This window comes from Streptomyces sp. NPDC058619 (genome assembly GCF_042717785.1).
In the GTDB taxonomy this organism is placed as follows: domain Bacteria; phylum Actinomycetota; class Actinomycetes; order Streptomycetales; family Streptomycetaceae; genus Streptomyces.
The window spans coordinates 86,815-100,183 of the sequence record NZ_JBHXQN010000023.1 but is presented as its reverse complement, the minus strand read 5'-3'; the positions used below and the strand labels follow the sequence as shown (position 1 = coordinate 100,183).

Sequence of the window (13,369 nt, the reverse complement as noted above, 5' to 3'; positions counted from 1 at the left end):
GTCAGGGCCCGCTCCCGGTCCGGTTCTTGGGTGTTTTCCGGCCAATCCGGACTAGGTGCGTCCCGCCGGTGTGTCGCGCCGGCGCGTCACGCGAGGTCGAGCGCGGCCGTCAGCCGGGTGTCGCCGTGGGCGTGGCTCGCGCGGACCTCGTAGGCGCCGCCGATCCGCTGCCAGCCGCGGGCGGCCTCGTCCCAGATCTCGAAGGCCCGGGCGGGCAGGCCGATCTCGACCTCGACGCTCTCGCCGGGACCCGCCTCGACGCCCGCGAAGGCGGCCAGCCAGCTCGCCGGCCGCTCCACGGCCGCGCTCCGGGCGCCGTCGTCCGCGCCGTCCCGGGGTGCCAGGTAGATCTGGACGACCTCGCGGCCGGGCCGGGTGCCGGTGTTGGTGACGCGGACCCGGACCGCGTCGGCGGTGGCCTCCAGCGACTCGTACGCCCAGTCCGTGTAGCCGAGGCCGTGCCCGAAGGGGTAGGCGGGGGCGATGCCCTCCTTCTCGTACGCCCGGTAGCCGACGAAGAGCCCCTCGCGGTACTCCAGGCGTCCGTCGACGGGCAGCACCTCGGTGACGGGCGCGTCGGCGAACCGGACCGGCCAGGTGGTGGGCAGCCGTCCGCCGGGCTCCGCGTCGCCGAGGAGCACGTCGGCCAGCGCGGCCCCGCCCTCCTGGCCCGGGAACCAGGTCAGCAGGACCGCGGCCACGTCCTCGCGCCACGGGAGCTCCACCGGGGAGCCCGCGTTGACGACGACCACGGTGTTCGGGTTGGCGGCGGCGACCGCGCGGACCAGGTCGTCCTGGCGGCCGGGGAGGGACAGGTCGCGGCGGTCGAAGCCCTCGGACTCCACGCGCTCGGTGGTGGCGACGACCACGACGGCGGTGTCGGCGGCGCGCGCGACCGCCACGGCCTCGGCGATGAGCGTGTCGGCGTCGCGCTGCGGGCCGAGGTGGAGCAGTGAGAACATGATCGCCTTGAGGGGCAGCGCGGTCATGTCGGGGACCTGGTAGGTCAGCGACACCTCGACGGGCTCCCCCTCGGTGAGGGTGGTCCGGGCGCGCTCGCTGGGGGCGCCGAAGAACGCCTCGAAGGGGTCGGCCTCGTCGCCCATCTCCTGGACGCCGGTCCACAGGGTCTCGCCGCCGACGGCGAGGGTGAAGGCGCCGAGCCCGCGGGTGCCGAAGGCGTGCTCGCCGCTCTCGCGCGGGAGGAACCTACCGGTGACCTCGATGCTCGCCATGGTGTCGTACGCGGCGCCCGCGGGCAGGTCGTCGCCGATCCACTGGACCTGGCCGGACGGCAGGGTGCCCTCGCCGATGACGGCGCCGGAGGCGTCGCGGCATACGGCGCGCAGGCCGAAGCCCTGGTCGGCGGGGACGAGTTCCTCGGAGGGGTCGGCGCCGACGGCGAAGGCCAGGGCCCCGTCCGGGAGGGCGGCCGTGAGGCCGTCCAGCGGGGAGACGATCCGCTCGGGGAAGACGGTGGCGGAGCCGCCGCCGAGGACCCGGGCGTCGCGGGCGGCGGCCCCGATGAGGGCTACGGTGCGTCCGGCGGAGGCGTCGAGCGGGAGGGCGCCGTCCTCGTTGCGCACGAGGACGAAACCACGGGCGGCGAGCTCCCGGGCCAGGGCCTGGCCGTCGATGCCTGCGGGCGGCTCGGCGACGGCGGCGGGGGCGCCCTCCAGGATGCCGACGCGGGCGGCGAGCCGCAGGACGTTGCGGACGGCCGCGTCGACGGCGGACTCGGGGACCTCCCCGGCGCGCACGGCCTCGGCGAGGGCGGGGCCGTAGACGGTGGCCGGGCCGGGCATGGCCACGTCGAGGCCGCCCTCGATGTCGCCGGTGGTGGAGCGCGCCGCCATCCAGTCGGAGACGTTGTAGCCGTCGAAGCCCCACTCGTCGCGCAGGACCTCGTTCACCAGGTCCCGGTTCTCGGTCATCGAGGTGCCGTTGACCCGGTTGTAGGAGGTCATGATGCCCCAGGGGTGGGCGTTCTCGACGATGGCCTCGAACGGGGCCAGGTACAGCTCGCGCAGCGGGCGCGGGGCGATGACGCAGTCGACGGTGAACCGCTCGGTCTCCGCCTCGTTGCCGGCGAAGTGCTTGACGGTGGTGCCGACGCCGCCGTCCTGGACGCCCTTCACGTAGCCGCTGCCGACCGCCCCGGTCAGGTACGGGTCCTCGGAGTAGCACTCGAAGTGCCGGCCGCCGAGCGGGGAGCGGTGCAGGTTCACCGTGGGCGCGAGGAGGACGTGGACGCCCTTGCGGCGCGCCTCCTGGGCGAGGAGCCGGCCGGCACGGCGGGCGAGCGCGGGGTCCCAGGCGGCGGCGAGCGCGGTCGGGGACGGCAGGGCGACGGAGGGGTCGTCGGCGGTCCAGCGCACGCCGCGCACCCCGATGGGGCCGTCGGACATGACCAGGGACTGCAGCCCGATCTCGGGGACGGCGGGCAGGGACCACATGTCCTGGCCGGCCAGGAGCCGGGTCTTGGTGTCGAGGTCCAGCTTGTCGAGCGCCGCCTCCACGGCGTCTTCACGGGTCTGGTCGTCGCGGGCCTGATCGGCATCGGTCACGGCCGTGCCTCCTCGTCGAGTGCGGGGGTGCGGTGGGTGCGGAGTGCGGTGGTGCGGCTGCGCCTGCGCGGTGCGGCTGCGCGGTGCGGCGCGGTCGCCCCCATCGTGGACCCGATACCTGGTGAACGGTAGGGTTCGTGATGCATTCGTGATATTCGGATGCCGTACGGTCCTGCTGGCGGCTGTGAACGAGGAGAGGGACCGGCGATGGCCAGGGCGAGGAGCGAGGAACGGCGCGGGGAGATCGTCCGCGCGGCCGTCGAGGTGATCGCGGAGCGCGGCTACCGGGGCGCGTCCCTGGCCGCGGTGGCCGAGCGCGTGGGCCTGACCCAGCAGGGGCTGCTGCACTACTTCCCGACCAAGGAGGCCCTGCTGGTCGCGGTCCTGGAGGAGCGCGACCGGTGGGACACGGGCGGCGGCTCGCGCGCCTCGGCCGAGACCTGGCGCCTGGACCTGCTGGCGTCGCTGGTGGAGTACAACGCCATGCGCCCGGGCATCGTGCAGACCTTCTCGGCGCTGCTGGGCGAGAGCGTGACCGACGGGCACCCGGCCCGGGAGTTCTTCACCGAGCGGTACGCGCAGGTCCGCTCCGAGATGGCCGCGGTGCTGCGCGCCGAGTTCGGCGACCGGCTCCCCTCGGGCCTGACCCCGGATCAGGCCGCGCCGCTGCTCACGGCGGTGATGGACGGCCTGCAGTACCAGTGGCTGCTGGCACCGGAGTCGGTGGACATGCCCGCCGCGTTCCGCTCGTTCCTGACCCTGTTGCGGGGTCCGGAGCCCGGCCGCCGACCCGAATGACCCGGCTGACCCGCCTGACCCGCGCGCGGCCCTATCGTCCCGGCGGTACGCCGAGCAGCGGGTCGTGGACCGGGCAGGACGGACGGCGCGCGGGCACCCGGCAGGGGGGCGGGTGCGCGGCCGGCCCGTCCAGGGCTCGTCGGGCGACCGGCGCCGGACCAGCAGGTGGCGGCCGCTGCCCGCCGCCAGGTGGGACCGGTACTCGTCCAGCAGCGGGTCCCCCTCCCCGGTCCGCGGGACGGGAGCGGCGCTACGCTGAGTCGGGCAGGAGGTGCTTGGTGCCCCACTGCCCCAGCGCCTCCAGGGCCGCGTTCAGGTCCTGGCCGAGCGGGGTCAGGGAGTACTCCACGCGCGGCGGGACCTCGTCGTACACCTCGCGGTGGACGATGCCGTCGGTCTCCAGCTCGCGCAGCTGGGCGGCGAGCACCTTCTCCGACACCCCCGGTACCAGCCGCCGCAGTTCGCCGAAACGGCGCGGCCGCTGCTCCAGCTCCCACAGGAGCGAGACCTTCCATTTGCCGTCGATCACGGACATCGCCGCGGCGATCCCGCAGTGATCCGCGCCGGGCCTTCGCGTCACCGCCATCGCGCACCCCTCCCACCTGCTCGCTCACCTCGGGGTAACCACCCACCCCAAAGTGCGTACTTGAGCGCCTCACGGCCTGCCACCAGGCTAAACGCCATGACCGACAACCACACGACGAAGCGTCCGCTCACCCTGCTCGGCCTCGGCGACATGGGCACCGCCCTCGCCCGCACCTGGCTCGCCGCCGGGCACCCCCTCACCGTCTGGAACCGCACCGCCGCCAAGGCCGCGGCCCTCGCCGCCGCCGGCGCGACCGTCGCCGCCGACCCCGCCGGGGCGGTCGCCGCGAGCGACCTGGTCGTGCTCTGCCTGCTGGACGACGCCAGCATCGACGACGTCCTGAAAAACGTGGACCTCACCGGCCGGGACCTGGTCAACCTCACCACCGGCACGCCCGCCGAGGGCCGCGCCCGGGCCGCCTGGGCCGCGGAGCGCGGGGCCCGGTTCGTGGACGGCGGGATCATGGCCACGCCGACGATGATCGGCGTCCCCGAAGCCGGGGGCTACGTCTTCTACAGCGGCTCCCGCGCCCTCTTCGACACCCACCGGACGGCGCTGGAGGTCCCGGTCGGCGCCCGCTTCGTCGGCGAGAACCCCGGACACGCCGCCCTGCACGACGTGGCGCTGCTGAGCGCGATGTACGGGATGTTCGCCGGGATCTCGCACGCCTACGCGCTGATCGAGGGCGAGGACATCGCCCCGAACGACCTGGCGCCGCTGCTGTCCGAGTGGCTGGGCGCGATGGGCTTCTTCGTCGGCAACGCCGGCGAGCGGCTCACCTCGCGGGACCTCACCTCGGGGGTGGTGTCCAACCTCGCCATGCAGGTCGCGGCCAGCGGCACCCTGCTGCGCACCGCCGGGGAGCAGGGCGTCAGCGCGGAGCTGATCGCCCCGTACCTGGAGCTGATGCGGCGCCGGCTGGACGCCGACCCGGCGGCCCACGGCGGGGAGGACACGGTCGGCGCCATCGCCCTGCTGCGCTCCGGGACCGCGGGCGGCCGGCAACTGCCGTAGCGGACCGGACCGGTGGACGGCGGCGCGGCGGCCCGGTGGAGGCGGATGCGCAGGGCCGCCGCCGGTCCGCAGTTCGCCGGGCTGCACGAGCTGGTCGAGGCCGCCTTCGGGGAACCGGTGCTCCGGGCCCTGGCGCCGGGTACGAGCATGCACTGGCTCCGCTTCAGCCGCCGCGCCACCCGGCCCCGCTGCGCCGACCTCCCGTGGGTCGTGCCGGTCGGGAACGGCCGCTACCGGGTGCGGACCGCCGGCGGCCGCACGCGGGAGACCACGGGCGTCGCCGAGACCGTCGGGCTGATCCTCGCCCTCCTGCCCGCCGGCGTGCGCAACTAGTAGACCGGCGGCGGTCCGAAGCCGGTCGACGGGGCGGCGGGCGCCGCCGGCTCCCCGGCCGTCCCCTGCCCCGGCGTGTCCGTGCCGGAGTCGCCCATCAGGTCACGGGCCATCAGCGTGGCCCCGGCCACCGCGCCCGGCATCAGGAACACCGCGACCAGCGGCACCAGGAAGGACAGCACCAGCGGCACGCCGAAGCCGAGCACCATCATCCGCCGCGCCCGCAGCATCACGAGCCGCTCCGCCAGGTCCACCTTGCGGCGCTGGAGCGCGACGGCGGTGAGCTCCTGGGTCAGGAAGTAGCCGGAGACGCAGAACCCGAGGAACGGGACCACCGTCTGCCCGATCACCGGGACGAAGCCCAGGGCGAAGAGCAGGATGCCGTAGAGCAGCACGCGGCCGAGCACCTTCACGCTGTCCCGGGCCGAGATCCACAGCTCCAGCCAGAGCGGGAGCCCGGACTCGGGCACGTCACCGCCCTCGCTGCGGTCGACCTGCTCCGAGAGGGACTCGTAGAACGGCTGGCCGATCAGCAGGGTCACGGCGGTGAAGGTGATGACCGCGAGGAAGAGACCCAGGCAGAAGAACAGGCCGGTCAGGAAGCCGCGGAAGAGCCCGGACCAGGGCGAGGTCCAGTCGTCGGCGAACGGCGTCGCCCACACCGTCAGGTCGTCGGCGCCGTAGGAGAGCCCGATCAGGGCCGCGGTGTAGAGGACGAGCGACACCAGTCCGGGCAGCAGCCCGAAGCCGAGCCACCTGCCGTGCCCGAACACCCATCGCTGGCCGGCCAGCAGATACCGGAAACCCCCCGCAAGATCACGCATGGGGTCAGTTTACGGCGAAGGCCGCACCCCCGAACGGGGAGTGCGGCCTTCAGATGTGCGTGGGCCGGTTCCGGCGTGCGATCAGCGGGAGCCGCTGGATCAGACGGCGAGGTCGACGGTGATGTTGCCGCGGGTGGCCTTGGAGTACGGGCAGACCTGGTGGGCCTTCTCGATGAGGTCCTTGGCGGTGGCGGCGTCCACGTTCGGGATCACGGCGGAGATCTTGACGATCAGGCCGAAGCCGTCGTCGTTCTTGCCGATGCCGACCTCGGCGGTGACGGTGGAACCGGAGATGTCGGCGTTCTCGTTCTTCGCGACGACGCCCAGGGCGCCCTGGAAGCAGGCGCTGTAGCCGGCGGCGAACAGCTGCTCCGGGTTGGTGCCGACGCCGCTGCCGCCGAGCTCCTTCGGCGGGTTCACGACGACGTCGAGCTGCCCGTCGTTGGTGGCGACGCGGCCGTCACGGCCGTTCTCGGCGGTGGCGACAGCGGTGTACGCGACATCGGACTGCTGGATGGACATGTAGAGGATCCTCCTGGTGATCGTCGCGACTCGCGCCCACGGGCCGCGACGGTGTGGAGTGAGCCTAACCGGTGAAAGAAACGATCATCTTTCCGGTGTTCTCTCCGCGCAGCATGCCGAGGAAGGCGGAGGTGGCGTTCTCGACGCCCTCGACGACCGTCTCGTCGTAGCGCAGCTCGCCCGAGGCCAGCCAGCCGGCCACGTCCTGGACGAACTGCTGCTGGAGTCCGGCGTGGTCCCCGACGAGGATGCCCTGGAGCCGCAGCCGCTTGCCGATGACCTGCATCAGGTTGCGCGGGCCGGGGGCGGCCTCGGTGTCGTTGTAGCCGGCGATCGCACCGCACAGGGTGGCGCGGCCGTGCACCTTGAGGGAGGAGATCGCGGCTTCGAGGTGGTCGCCGCCGACGTTGTCGAAGTAGACGTCGATGCCCTCGGGGGCGGCGGCGCGCAGCTGCTCGGCGACCGGGCCGTTCTTGTAGTTGAAGGCGGCGTCGAAGCCGTACTTCTCCGTGAGGAGGGTCACCTTCTCGTCCGAGCCGGCGGAGCCGATCACCCGGGAGGCGCCCTTGATCTTCGCGAACTGGCCGACGAGGCCGCCGACCGCGCCCGCCGCGCCGGAGACGAAGACGGCGTCGCCCTCCTTAAAGGAGGCGACCTCGAAGAGGCCCGCGTACGCGGTGAGGCCCGGCATGCCGAGCACGCCGAGGTAGGCGGAGAGCGGGGCGAGCGCGGCGTCGACCTGGGTGGCGTGCTTCGCGTCGAGGTCGGCGTACTCGCGCCAGCCCAGGTGGTGCAGGACGTGGTCGCCGACGGCGAAGCCCTCGGCGGCGGAGGCGACGACCTCGCCGACGGCCCCGCCCTGCATCGGCTCGTCGAGCCGGAAGGGCGGTACGTAGGACTTCACGTCGTTCATCCGGCCGCGCATGTACGGGTCCACCGACATGTGGAGGTTGCGCACGAGGATGCGGCCGGGTGCGGGCTCGGCGGACACAGGGACCTCGCGCAGGGCGAAGTCCTCGGCGACGGGCCAGCCCTGCGGGCGACGGACGAGGTGCCACTCACGGCTGACGGCGGGGATCTCGGTCATGGGGACTCCTGGATGCGGAAGAAATGCTTCACAACGTGAAACAACCATGCGCCTGGATATTTCATGTTGTCAAGTAAATGGGTACGCTGGTTCCATGCCCAGTCGTCGCGCAGACCCAGTGACCCTCGAGGTCGTCGAACTCATCGGCGACGTCGTGGCCCGCTACCACATGGAGTACGAGCACGTGGCCGCCAGCCACCAGCTCACGGGCGCCCAGGCCCGGGTCCTGAACCTGCTGGCCCTGGAGCCGCTGCCGATGCGCCGGATCGCGCAGAAACTGCGGTGCGAGCCCTCGAACGTGACCGGCATCATCGACCGGCTGGAGACCCGCGGCCTGGTCGAGCGCCGCCCGGACCCGGCGGACCGCCGGGTCAAGCTGGCCGCCCCCACCGAGGAGGGCCTCCAGACGGCGGACCGGCTGCGCGAGTCCCTCGACTTCGCGCGCGAGCCCCTGGCAGGGCTGTCGGCGCAGGAGCGGACGTCCCTGCGGGACCTGCTCAAGCGGATGCTGGGCTGACGGCCCGGCTCACCAGCAGGTGAAATCCCACCATTCGCAGGGCCGCGGGGTCTTCGTCGGGGTGGGCTTCGGAGTCGGCGTCGGCTTGGACTTGGCCGACGCCGAGGTCTTCGGCGGCTTCGCGCTCCCCGAGGCGCTGGGCGACGGCTTCGCGGACGTTACCGGCTTTACGGTGGCCCCCGCGTCGGGGGTCCCGGAGGACGGGCCCGTCGGGGCGGGCGCGGGCGCCGACGACGCCGGACCCGGCTTCGCCGCGCTCGCGGAGGACGCCGCGGGACCGGCCGTCTTCGTCGCCCCGCCGGCGGCCTTCGCCGGGGCGGTGGCCCGGCCCGGCGCACCGGCCGAGGGCGCCGCGGCGGACGGCGCGCTCGGGGCGGGCACGGGAACGCCGGGCACCGAGTCGTCGGTCAGCACCACGGTGGAGGCGCGGTCGCTGCCCTCCCCGTCGGTCGCCAGCCGGACCACCGCGAGCGCGCCGCCGGTCGCGAGCAGCAGGCCGAGCCCGACGTTCAGCACGGTCCGGCGGCGCCTGCGGTGCGCGGAGCGGCGCCGGGCGCCGGGGCGGCGCTCGTTCGGCGCCGACAGGACGACGAGGGAGTCCGCGTCGACGTCCGCGAACCCGTGCGGCCCACCGGGGCCCGGGACCGGGCGCGGCTCCGGGCCCGGTACCGGGTCCGCGGCAGACGCGGCGAACGCGGCGGGAGCCCCCGGGGCGCCCGGCGGGACGGGGGCGGCGGGGACGAGGTATTCGGCCGGGGTTCCGCACCCGGCGCACGCCAGTGCGCCGTTGAGGTGCCTCCGGCAGGCGTGGCAGTAGTTCATGGCGCCCGCAGGCTATGCGGTCACCGGCCACATCCGTAACGCGGGAACGTAAGGATCCTGTGTGGAATCGTGGCCTCCATGACAGCGACCCCGCCCGGACACCCGGGGCCCTTCGGCCCGGAAGCCTTCCAGCTCGTGCTGTTGCGCCGGATGGCCGACTTCCAGCCCGACCTCGCCGACCGGGCCCGGCACCGGCTGGGCGCCTCGCTCGCGGACCAGCGCGAGGCCAACAAGCGCTGGCAGGCCATGGTTCGCTCGCCCCGCTCGCGCGGAGCCCTGGCCCGGTACCGCTCGGTGCTGGGCCCGGCGGAGTCCGCCGAGCGCCGGAAGATCGGCGATCTGGAGTGCGAGGCCCTGATGTGGCCGGTGCCGCTCTGGCCCGACCTGCGGTTCGAGGTGCTGGCCGCGCCGGACGGGGCGGTGTGGAACGAGTGGCTGGTCCGGGCCCCCGGCGCGGCCGGTCCCGTACTGGAGTCGGCGCAGGACCTGCTGCCCTGGTCGGCGACGGTGGACGAGGTGGCGCGCGCCTTCGCGCCGGCGCGGCCGATGGAGGGCACCGCGCCGACCCGCTGGCGCCTCGCGTTCGCCGCCGGGGGGCGGCCCTGCGTGGCGGAGTTCACCTACGGCCTGCTCCAGCGGGTCGGGTTCGCCGACACCCCCCAGGGACCTGAGGACGACACGGTCCAGGGGCGACACGCCTAGGAGGCGAGGAAGGCCCGTACGCCCGCCGAGGTGGCGTCGTCGCCCAGCAGGTCGTTGTGCTCGATGCAGCCGACCTGCGCGTTGGCGGCTCCGGCGAGCGGGACGCTGTCGTCCGGGTTGACGATCTCGTCGCACGGGGACCAGAACGTCGCGTACCTCACCGCGCCCGGGGTCTCGTCCCCGGCGTTCAGGTTCTTCACCACGTACGAACCGGGCGTCATGTCCCGGCAGGCCTGGTCCCACAGGGCGCAGGCCCAGGCGGTGGAGGTGCCGCGGTTGGGGCCGGCCAGCGAGACCCAGTGGTCGACGGTGGCGGCGCCGCCCCCGAACTTCACGTACCAGCGGCTCACCAGCGAGCCGAAGGAGTGCGCGACGACGTCGACGCGGGCGGCGCCGGTCTGCCGGCGGACCTCGTCGACGTACGCGCCGAGCCGGCCGGAGAGGACCTCGTTGACGGACCGGTGCGTGTCGTAACCCCACGAGAAGAGCTCCGAGTCGGCGTACCCGGCGGCGCGCAGGTCCTCGCGCAGGGCCCCCCAGACGCCGGGGTCGGCGTTGTAACCGTGGACGAAGACCACCGGATTGCGCGGGGGCGCCTGGCCGGGGGCGTACCCGGTCCCCCGGTCGGCGGCATGGGCCGGGAAGGGCGCCAGCAGCGCCAGGCAGAGCGTCAGAAGTGCCAGGAGTCTCTGGCGGGTCGTCAGCATCGTTTCCCCCTTTACCTTGTTACGCACGAGTAGTGCGTGCGGTGCGCGCATGGTGCTGTCTGTCGGTACAGAAATCCACCCCCGTGCAGGCACCCGGCACCCCCGGCCGGAGCATCCCAACAGGCGGTTCACCCCATATGCCCGGGATGATATGAGAAGCGACCGGCGGTCCGCCGGTCTTCTTGCGTCAGCGCTCTCGGGAGGATCTGCCGTGACCGTCAGTCTTGAGCAGTTGCGCCGCTGCCACGTCGCCGTCGACCTGGGCGCGGCCCGGACCCGCGTGTACGTCAAGGGAGCCGGCCTCGTCGTCGACGAGCCCAGCGTCGCAGCGGTGAACACGCGCACCGGCGCGCTCATCGCCGTCGGAACCTTCGCCGAGCGGATGACGGGCCGCACGCCCGACTACATCCGGGTCGTGCGCCCCGTCTCCGGCGGCACCGTCGTCGACATCGAGATGGCCCAGCGGATGCTGCGTCACCTCCTCGGCGAGAAGCTGCGGCGCGCCCTGCGCCGCAAGCCCCGGCTGCGCGCCGCGGCCTGCACCCCGCACGACGCGGACCCGCTGGCCCAGCGGGCGACCGTGGAGACCCTGGTCGGGCTCGGCGCCCGCCGCGTCGAGCTGGTCGACACCCTGATCGCGGCGGCCGTCGGCTGTGGCCTGCCCGTGGAGCAGCCGACCGCGACGATGATCATGGTGTGCGGGGCGGCGGCCACCCAGGTGGCCGTCCTCTCCCTCGGCTCGATCGTCACCGCCGAGCGCATCCCGGTCGGCGGTGAGGCCATCGACCACGCGATCGTCCAGCACCTGCGCCACGCGCACGAGCTGATGCTGCCCAGCCAGGCGGTCCGGCCGCTCCAGCTGGCGCTGCACGGCAACGGCATCACCGCCGAGGGTCCGGCCTCCACCCTGATCCACGGCCGCGACGTGGCCACCGGTCTGGCCCGCTCGGTCCATGTGGACACCGCCGCCGTGCGCGACGCGATCTTCACCCCGCTGACCGCCGTCCTCGACGGCATCGGCAAGGTCCTGCGGGACTGCCCGCCGGACCTGGTGGCGGACCTGACGGACCGGGGGATCATGATGGTGGGTGGCAGCGCCCTGCTGCCGGGCCTGGACCAGATGCTGCGCGACGCCACCGGCATGCCCGTCGCCATCGCGGAACGGCCGGACGTGTGCGCCGTGCTCGGTCTCGGCGCGATGCTCGAAGGGAAGATCGCACCCATGGTTCTCAACCCGCTGGCCGGATGACGAACGCGGGACGGGAGCCCGACCGGTACCAGGAGCCGCCCAGCCTGCCCGTCCTGCTGGAGGCGGTGCTCAGCGTCGGCTCCGAACTGGAGCTGCACTCCACCCTCCAGCACATCGTCGACTCGGCGACCGGGCTGTGCGGGGCCCGGTACGGGGCACTCGGGGTCATCGACCCCGAGCGCGTCCGGCTGACCGGGCTGTTCACCTCCGGGATGACGGAGGCGGAGCGGGCCGCCGTGCCCCACCTCCCGGACGGCCGCTCCGGCCTGCTCGGATCCCTGATCGGCGACCCGCGCCCGCTGCTGCTCGACGATCTCACCCAGGACCCCCGGTCGGCCGGCTTCCCGCCCGGCCACCCGCCCGTGCACAGCTTCCTGGGCGTTCCGATCCGGGTGCACACCGAGGTCTTCGGCAACCTCTACCTCACCGAGAAGCACGGCGGCGGCTCCTTCACCGACGAGGACCTCGCCCTGCTGCGCGTCCTCGCCTCACAGGCGGGCATAGCGATCGGCAACGCCCGGCTGTTCGAGACCGTGCGCCGCCGGGAGCGCTGGATCGAGGGCGCGGCCGCGGTCACCACGACCCTGCTGGCCGGCCGCCCCGCCGCGGACGCGCTGATGTGCGTGGCGGAACGGGCCCGGCTGCTGGCGGACGCCGCGGCCGGGGTCGTCCTCCAGCCCACCCCCGAGGGCGGCATGGAGATCGTCGCCGCCTCCACCCAGGGCGAACCCGGGGACCTGATGGGAACGGCGATCGCGCCCGGCTCCCCGGTCCTGGAGCAACTGCTCGGCGGGGAAGCCGTCTTCATAGAGGACTCGGCGACGGACCCCCGGATGACCACGCACGTCCGGGAGCGCTTCGGCCCCAGCATGATGCTGCCCCTGCAGAGCGGCGGGCAGCTGATCGGCACCCTGGCCCTGCCCCGGGACCGGGGCGGACCGGCGTACGACGCCGTGGACCGGCTGCTGGCCTCGCAGTTCGCCTCGCAGGCGGCGCTGGCCCTCGTCCTGGCGGACGCCCAGCACGACCGGGAGCAGCTCGCGGTCTACGAGGACCGCGACCGGATCGCCCGGGACCTGCACGACCTGGTGGTCCAGCGGCTGTTCGCGACGGAGATGATGCTGGAGAGCACCCGGCGGAGGTCCTCGAACGCGGCGTCCGGGGACACCGTCGGCGACGAACTGGCCCGCGCCGTCGACGAGCTCGACTCCACCATCCAGGAGGTCCGCACCGCCATCTTCGCCCTCCAGCAGCCGCCGTCCGACGCCCCGACGACCTTCCGGGGCCGGGTCCTGCGCGAGACGGGAGGCGCGGCGGTCCTGCTGGGCTTCCAGCCGTCGGTGCACTTCGCGGGGCCGCTGGACGCCCTGCTGCCGGAGCCGGTGGCGAGCGACCTGCTCTCCGTCCTGCGCGGCGCCCTGGCCGCGGCGCACCGCCGCAGCGAGGTCGCCTCCATCGAGGTGGAGGTGGACGCGACCCCGTCCCGGGTCCGCCTGACGGTGTCGGACGACGGCCGTACGGAGTCGGCGTCCCGCGGCACGACGGTGACCTGGGAGTCACCGCTGTAGGGGCGGGCGGGGAGTCGGCGTTCCGGGGGCATCGGATCCACCGCCCCGGCGGACGCGGGCCCGCCGCTCTTCC

The 13,369-nt window shown here is 73.9% G+C and carries 14 protein-coding genes; 7 read left to right on the top strand and 7 right to left on the bottom strand.

Going from position 1 to position 13,369, the window contains the following annotated elements; genetic code table 11:
- Positions 1-86: 86 nt before the first annotated feature.
- Entirely contained in the window at positions 87-2,567 is a 2,481-nt protein-coding gene (locus ACFWTC_RS22805) for a glycoside hydrolase family 3 protein (RefSeq protein WP_384028048.1), read from the bottom strand.
- Positions 2,568-2,774: 207 nt separating this feature from the next.
- On the opposite strand from ACFWTC_RS22805, the gene ACFWTC_RS22800 reads away from it, so the two are divergent.
- Positions 2,775-3,365 (top strand): TetR/AcrR family transcriptional regulator, encoded by a 591-nt coding sequence (locus ACFWTC_RS22800; protein WP_384028049.1) that lies wholly within the window; start codon positions 2,775-2,777, stop codon positions 3,363-3,365.
- Positions 3,366-3,615: 250 nt separating this feature from the next.
- Here the strand turns inward: ACFWTC_RS22800 and ACFWTC_RS22795 are convergent, their stop codons facing one another.
- Complete coding sequence (locus ACFWTC_RS22795) at positions 3,616-3,951, bottom strand: winged helix-turn-helix transcriptional regulator (RefSeq protein WP_383915354.1); 336 nt, start codon at positions 3,949-3,951, stop codon at positions 3,616-3,618.
- A gap of 96 nt (positions 3,952-4,047) precedes the next feature.
- Between ACFWTC_RS22795 and ACFWTC_RS22790 the strand changes: the two genes are divergently transcribed.
- Both ACFWTC_RS22790 and ACFWTC_RS22785 read left to right on the top strand, forming a co-directional pair.
- Entirely contained in the window at positions 4,048-4,965 is a 918-nt protein-coding gene (locus ACFWTC_RS22790) for an NAD(P)-binding domain-containing protein (protein WP_384028050.1), read from the top strand.
- 12 nt (positions 4,966-4,977) lie between these two features.
- A complete protein-coding gene (locus ACFWTC_RS22785) occupies positions 4,978-5,298 on the top strand; it encodes a DUF6193 family natural product biosynthesis protein (RefSeq protein WP_383915352.1) in 321 nt (106 codons plus the stop codon).
- Here the strand turns inward: ACFWTC_RS22785 and ACFWTC_RS22780 are convergent.
- The 3 genes from ACFWTC_RS22780 to ACFWTC_RS22770 all read right to left on the bottom strand — a co-directional run bounded on the left by ACFWTC_RS22780 (position 5,295) and on the right by ACFWTC_RS22770 (position 7,731).
- Positions 5,295-6,122, bottom strand: coding sequence for an EI24 domain-containing protein (locus ACFWTC_RS22780; RefSeq protein WP_383915351.1), 828 nt, complete (start codon positions 6,120-6,122; stop codon positions 5,295-5,297). The genes ACFWTC_RS22785 and ACFWTC_RS22780 overlap by 4 nt on opposite strands.
- Before the next feature lie 99 nt (positions 6,123-6,221).
- Positions 6,222-6,644, bottom strand: coding sequence for an organic hydroperoxide resistance protein (locus ACFWTC_RS22775; protein WP_383915350.1), 423 nt, complete (start codon positions 6,642-6,644; stop codon positions 6,222-6,224).
- A 64-nt stretch (positions 6,645-6,708) separates the two neighbouring features.
- The gene (locus ACFWTC_RS22770; RefSeq protein WP_383915349.1) at positions 6,709-7,731 is read right to left on the bottom strand and encodes an NADP-dependent oxidoreductase; all 1,023 of its coding nucleotides are present in this window, start codon (positions 7,729-7,731) and stop codon (positions 6,709-6,711) included.
- 94 nt (positions 7,732-7,825) lie between these two features.
- Here ACFWTC_RS22770 and ACFWTC_RS22765 point away from each other — a divergent pair, with 94 nt between their 5' ends.
- On the top strand, positions 7,826-8,248 hold the full coding sequence (locus tag ACFWTC_RS22765) for a MarR family winged helix-turn-helix transcriptional regulator (RefSeq protein WP_383915348.1): 423 nt from the start codon (positions 7,826-7,828) through the stop codon (positions 8,246-8,248).
- Positions 8,249-8,257: 9 nt separating this feature from the next.
- Here ACFWTC_RS22765 and ACFWTC_RS22760 read toward each other — a convergent pair whose 3' ends face one another.
- Entirely contained in the window at positions 8,258-9,070 is an 813-nt protein-coding gene (locus ACFWTC_RS22760; RefSeq protein WP_383915347.1) for a hypothetical protein, read from the bottom strand.
- 78 nt (positions 9,071-9,148) lie between these two features.
- Between ACFWTC_RS22760 and ACFWTC_RS22755 the strand changes: the two genes are divergently transcribed.
- Positions 9,149-9,772, top strand: coding sequence for a hypothetical protein (locus ACFWTC_RS22755; RefSeq protein WP_383915346.1), 624 nt, complete (start codon positions 9,149-9,151; stop codon positions 9,770-9,772).
- Here the strand turns inward: ACFWTC_RS22755 and ACFWTC_RS22750 are convergent.
- Positions 9,769-10,479, bottom strand: a complete 711-nt coding sequence (locus ACFWTC_RS22750) for an esterase/lipase family protein (RefSeq protein WP_383915345.1) — start codon at positions 10,477-10,479, stop codon at positions 9,769-9,771. The two genes, ACFWTC_RS22755 and ACFWTC_RS22750, sit on opposite strands and share 4 nt — an antisense overlap.
- Before the next feature lie 211 nt (positions 10,480-10,690).
- Between ACFWTC_RS22750 and ACFWTC_RS22745 the strand changes: the two genes are divergently transcribed.
- Together ACFWTC_RS22745 and ACFWTC_RS22740 are read left to right on the top strand one after the other, a co-directional pair.
- Positions 10,691-11,728: a rod shape-determining protein gene (locus tag ACFWTC_RS22745; protein WP_383915344.1), complete on the top strand. Its 1,038-nt coding sequence runs from the start codon at positions 10,691-10,693 to the stop codon at positions 11,726-11,728.
- A complete protein-coding gene (locus ACFWTC_RS22740) occupies positions 11,725-13,296 on the top strand; it encodes a GAF domain-containing protein (RefSeq protein ID WP_383915343.1) in 1,572 nt (523 codons plus the stop codon). The genes ACFWTC_RS22745 and ACFWTC_RS22740 overlap by 4 nt, the downstream gene beginning before the upstream one ends.
- Positions 13,297-13,369: the final 73 nt, after the last annotated feature.

What these genes read in the sequence shown, in the direction of transcription:
- ACFWTC_RS22775 (WP_383915350.1), bottom strand. Translation starts at nt 6,644, where the DNA reads ATGTCCATCCAGCAGTCCGATGTCGCGTACACCGCTGTCGCCACCGCC.
- ACFWTC_RS22795 (WP_383915354.1), bottom strand. Translation starts at nt 3,951, where the DNA reads ATGGCGGTGACGCGAAGGCCCGGCGCGGATCACTGCGGGATCGCCGCG.
- ACFWTC_RS22780 (WP_383915351.1), bottom strand. Translation starts at nt 6,122, where the DNA reads ATGCGTGATCTTGCGGGGGGTTTCCGGTATCTGCTGGCCGGCCAGCGA.
- ACFWTC_RS22790 (WP_384028050.1), top strand. Translation starts at nt 4,048, where the DNA reads ATGACCGACAACCACACGACGAAGCGTCCGCTCACCCTGCTCGGCCTC.
- ACFWTC_RS22770 (WP_383915349.1), bottom strand. Translation starts at nt 7,731, where the DNA reads ATGACCGAGATCCCCGCCGTCAGCCGTGAGTGGCACCTCGTCCGTCGC.
- ACFWTC_RS22740 (WP_383915343.1), top strand. Translation starts at nt 11,725, where the DNA reads ATGACGAACGCGGGACGGGAGCCCGACCGGTACCAGGAGCCGCCCAGC.
- ACFWTC_RS22755 (WP_383915346.1), top strand. Translation starts at nt 9,149, where the DNA reads ATGACAGCGACCCCGCCCGGACACCCGGGGCCCTTCGGCCCGGAAGCC.
- ACFWTC_RS22750 (WP_383915345.1), bottom strand. Translation starts at nt 10,479, where the DNA reads ATGCTGACGACCCGCCAGAGACTCCTGGCACTTCTGACGCTCTGCCTG.
- ACFWTC_RS22800 (WP_384028049.1), top strand. Translation starts at nt 2,775, where the DNA reads ATGGCCAGGGCGAGGAGCGAGGAACGGCGCGGGGAGATCGTCCGCGCG.
- ACFWTC_RS22765 (WP_383915348.1), top strand. Translation starts at nt 7,826, where the DNA reads ATGCCCAGTCGTCGCGCAGACCCAGTGACCCTCGAGGTCGTCGAACTC.
- ACFWTC_RS22760 (WP_383915347.1), bottom strand. Translation starts at nt 9,070, where the DNA reads ATGAACTACTGCCACGCCTGCCGGAGGCACCTCAACGGCGCACTGGCG.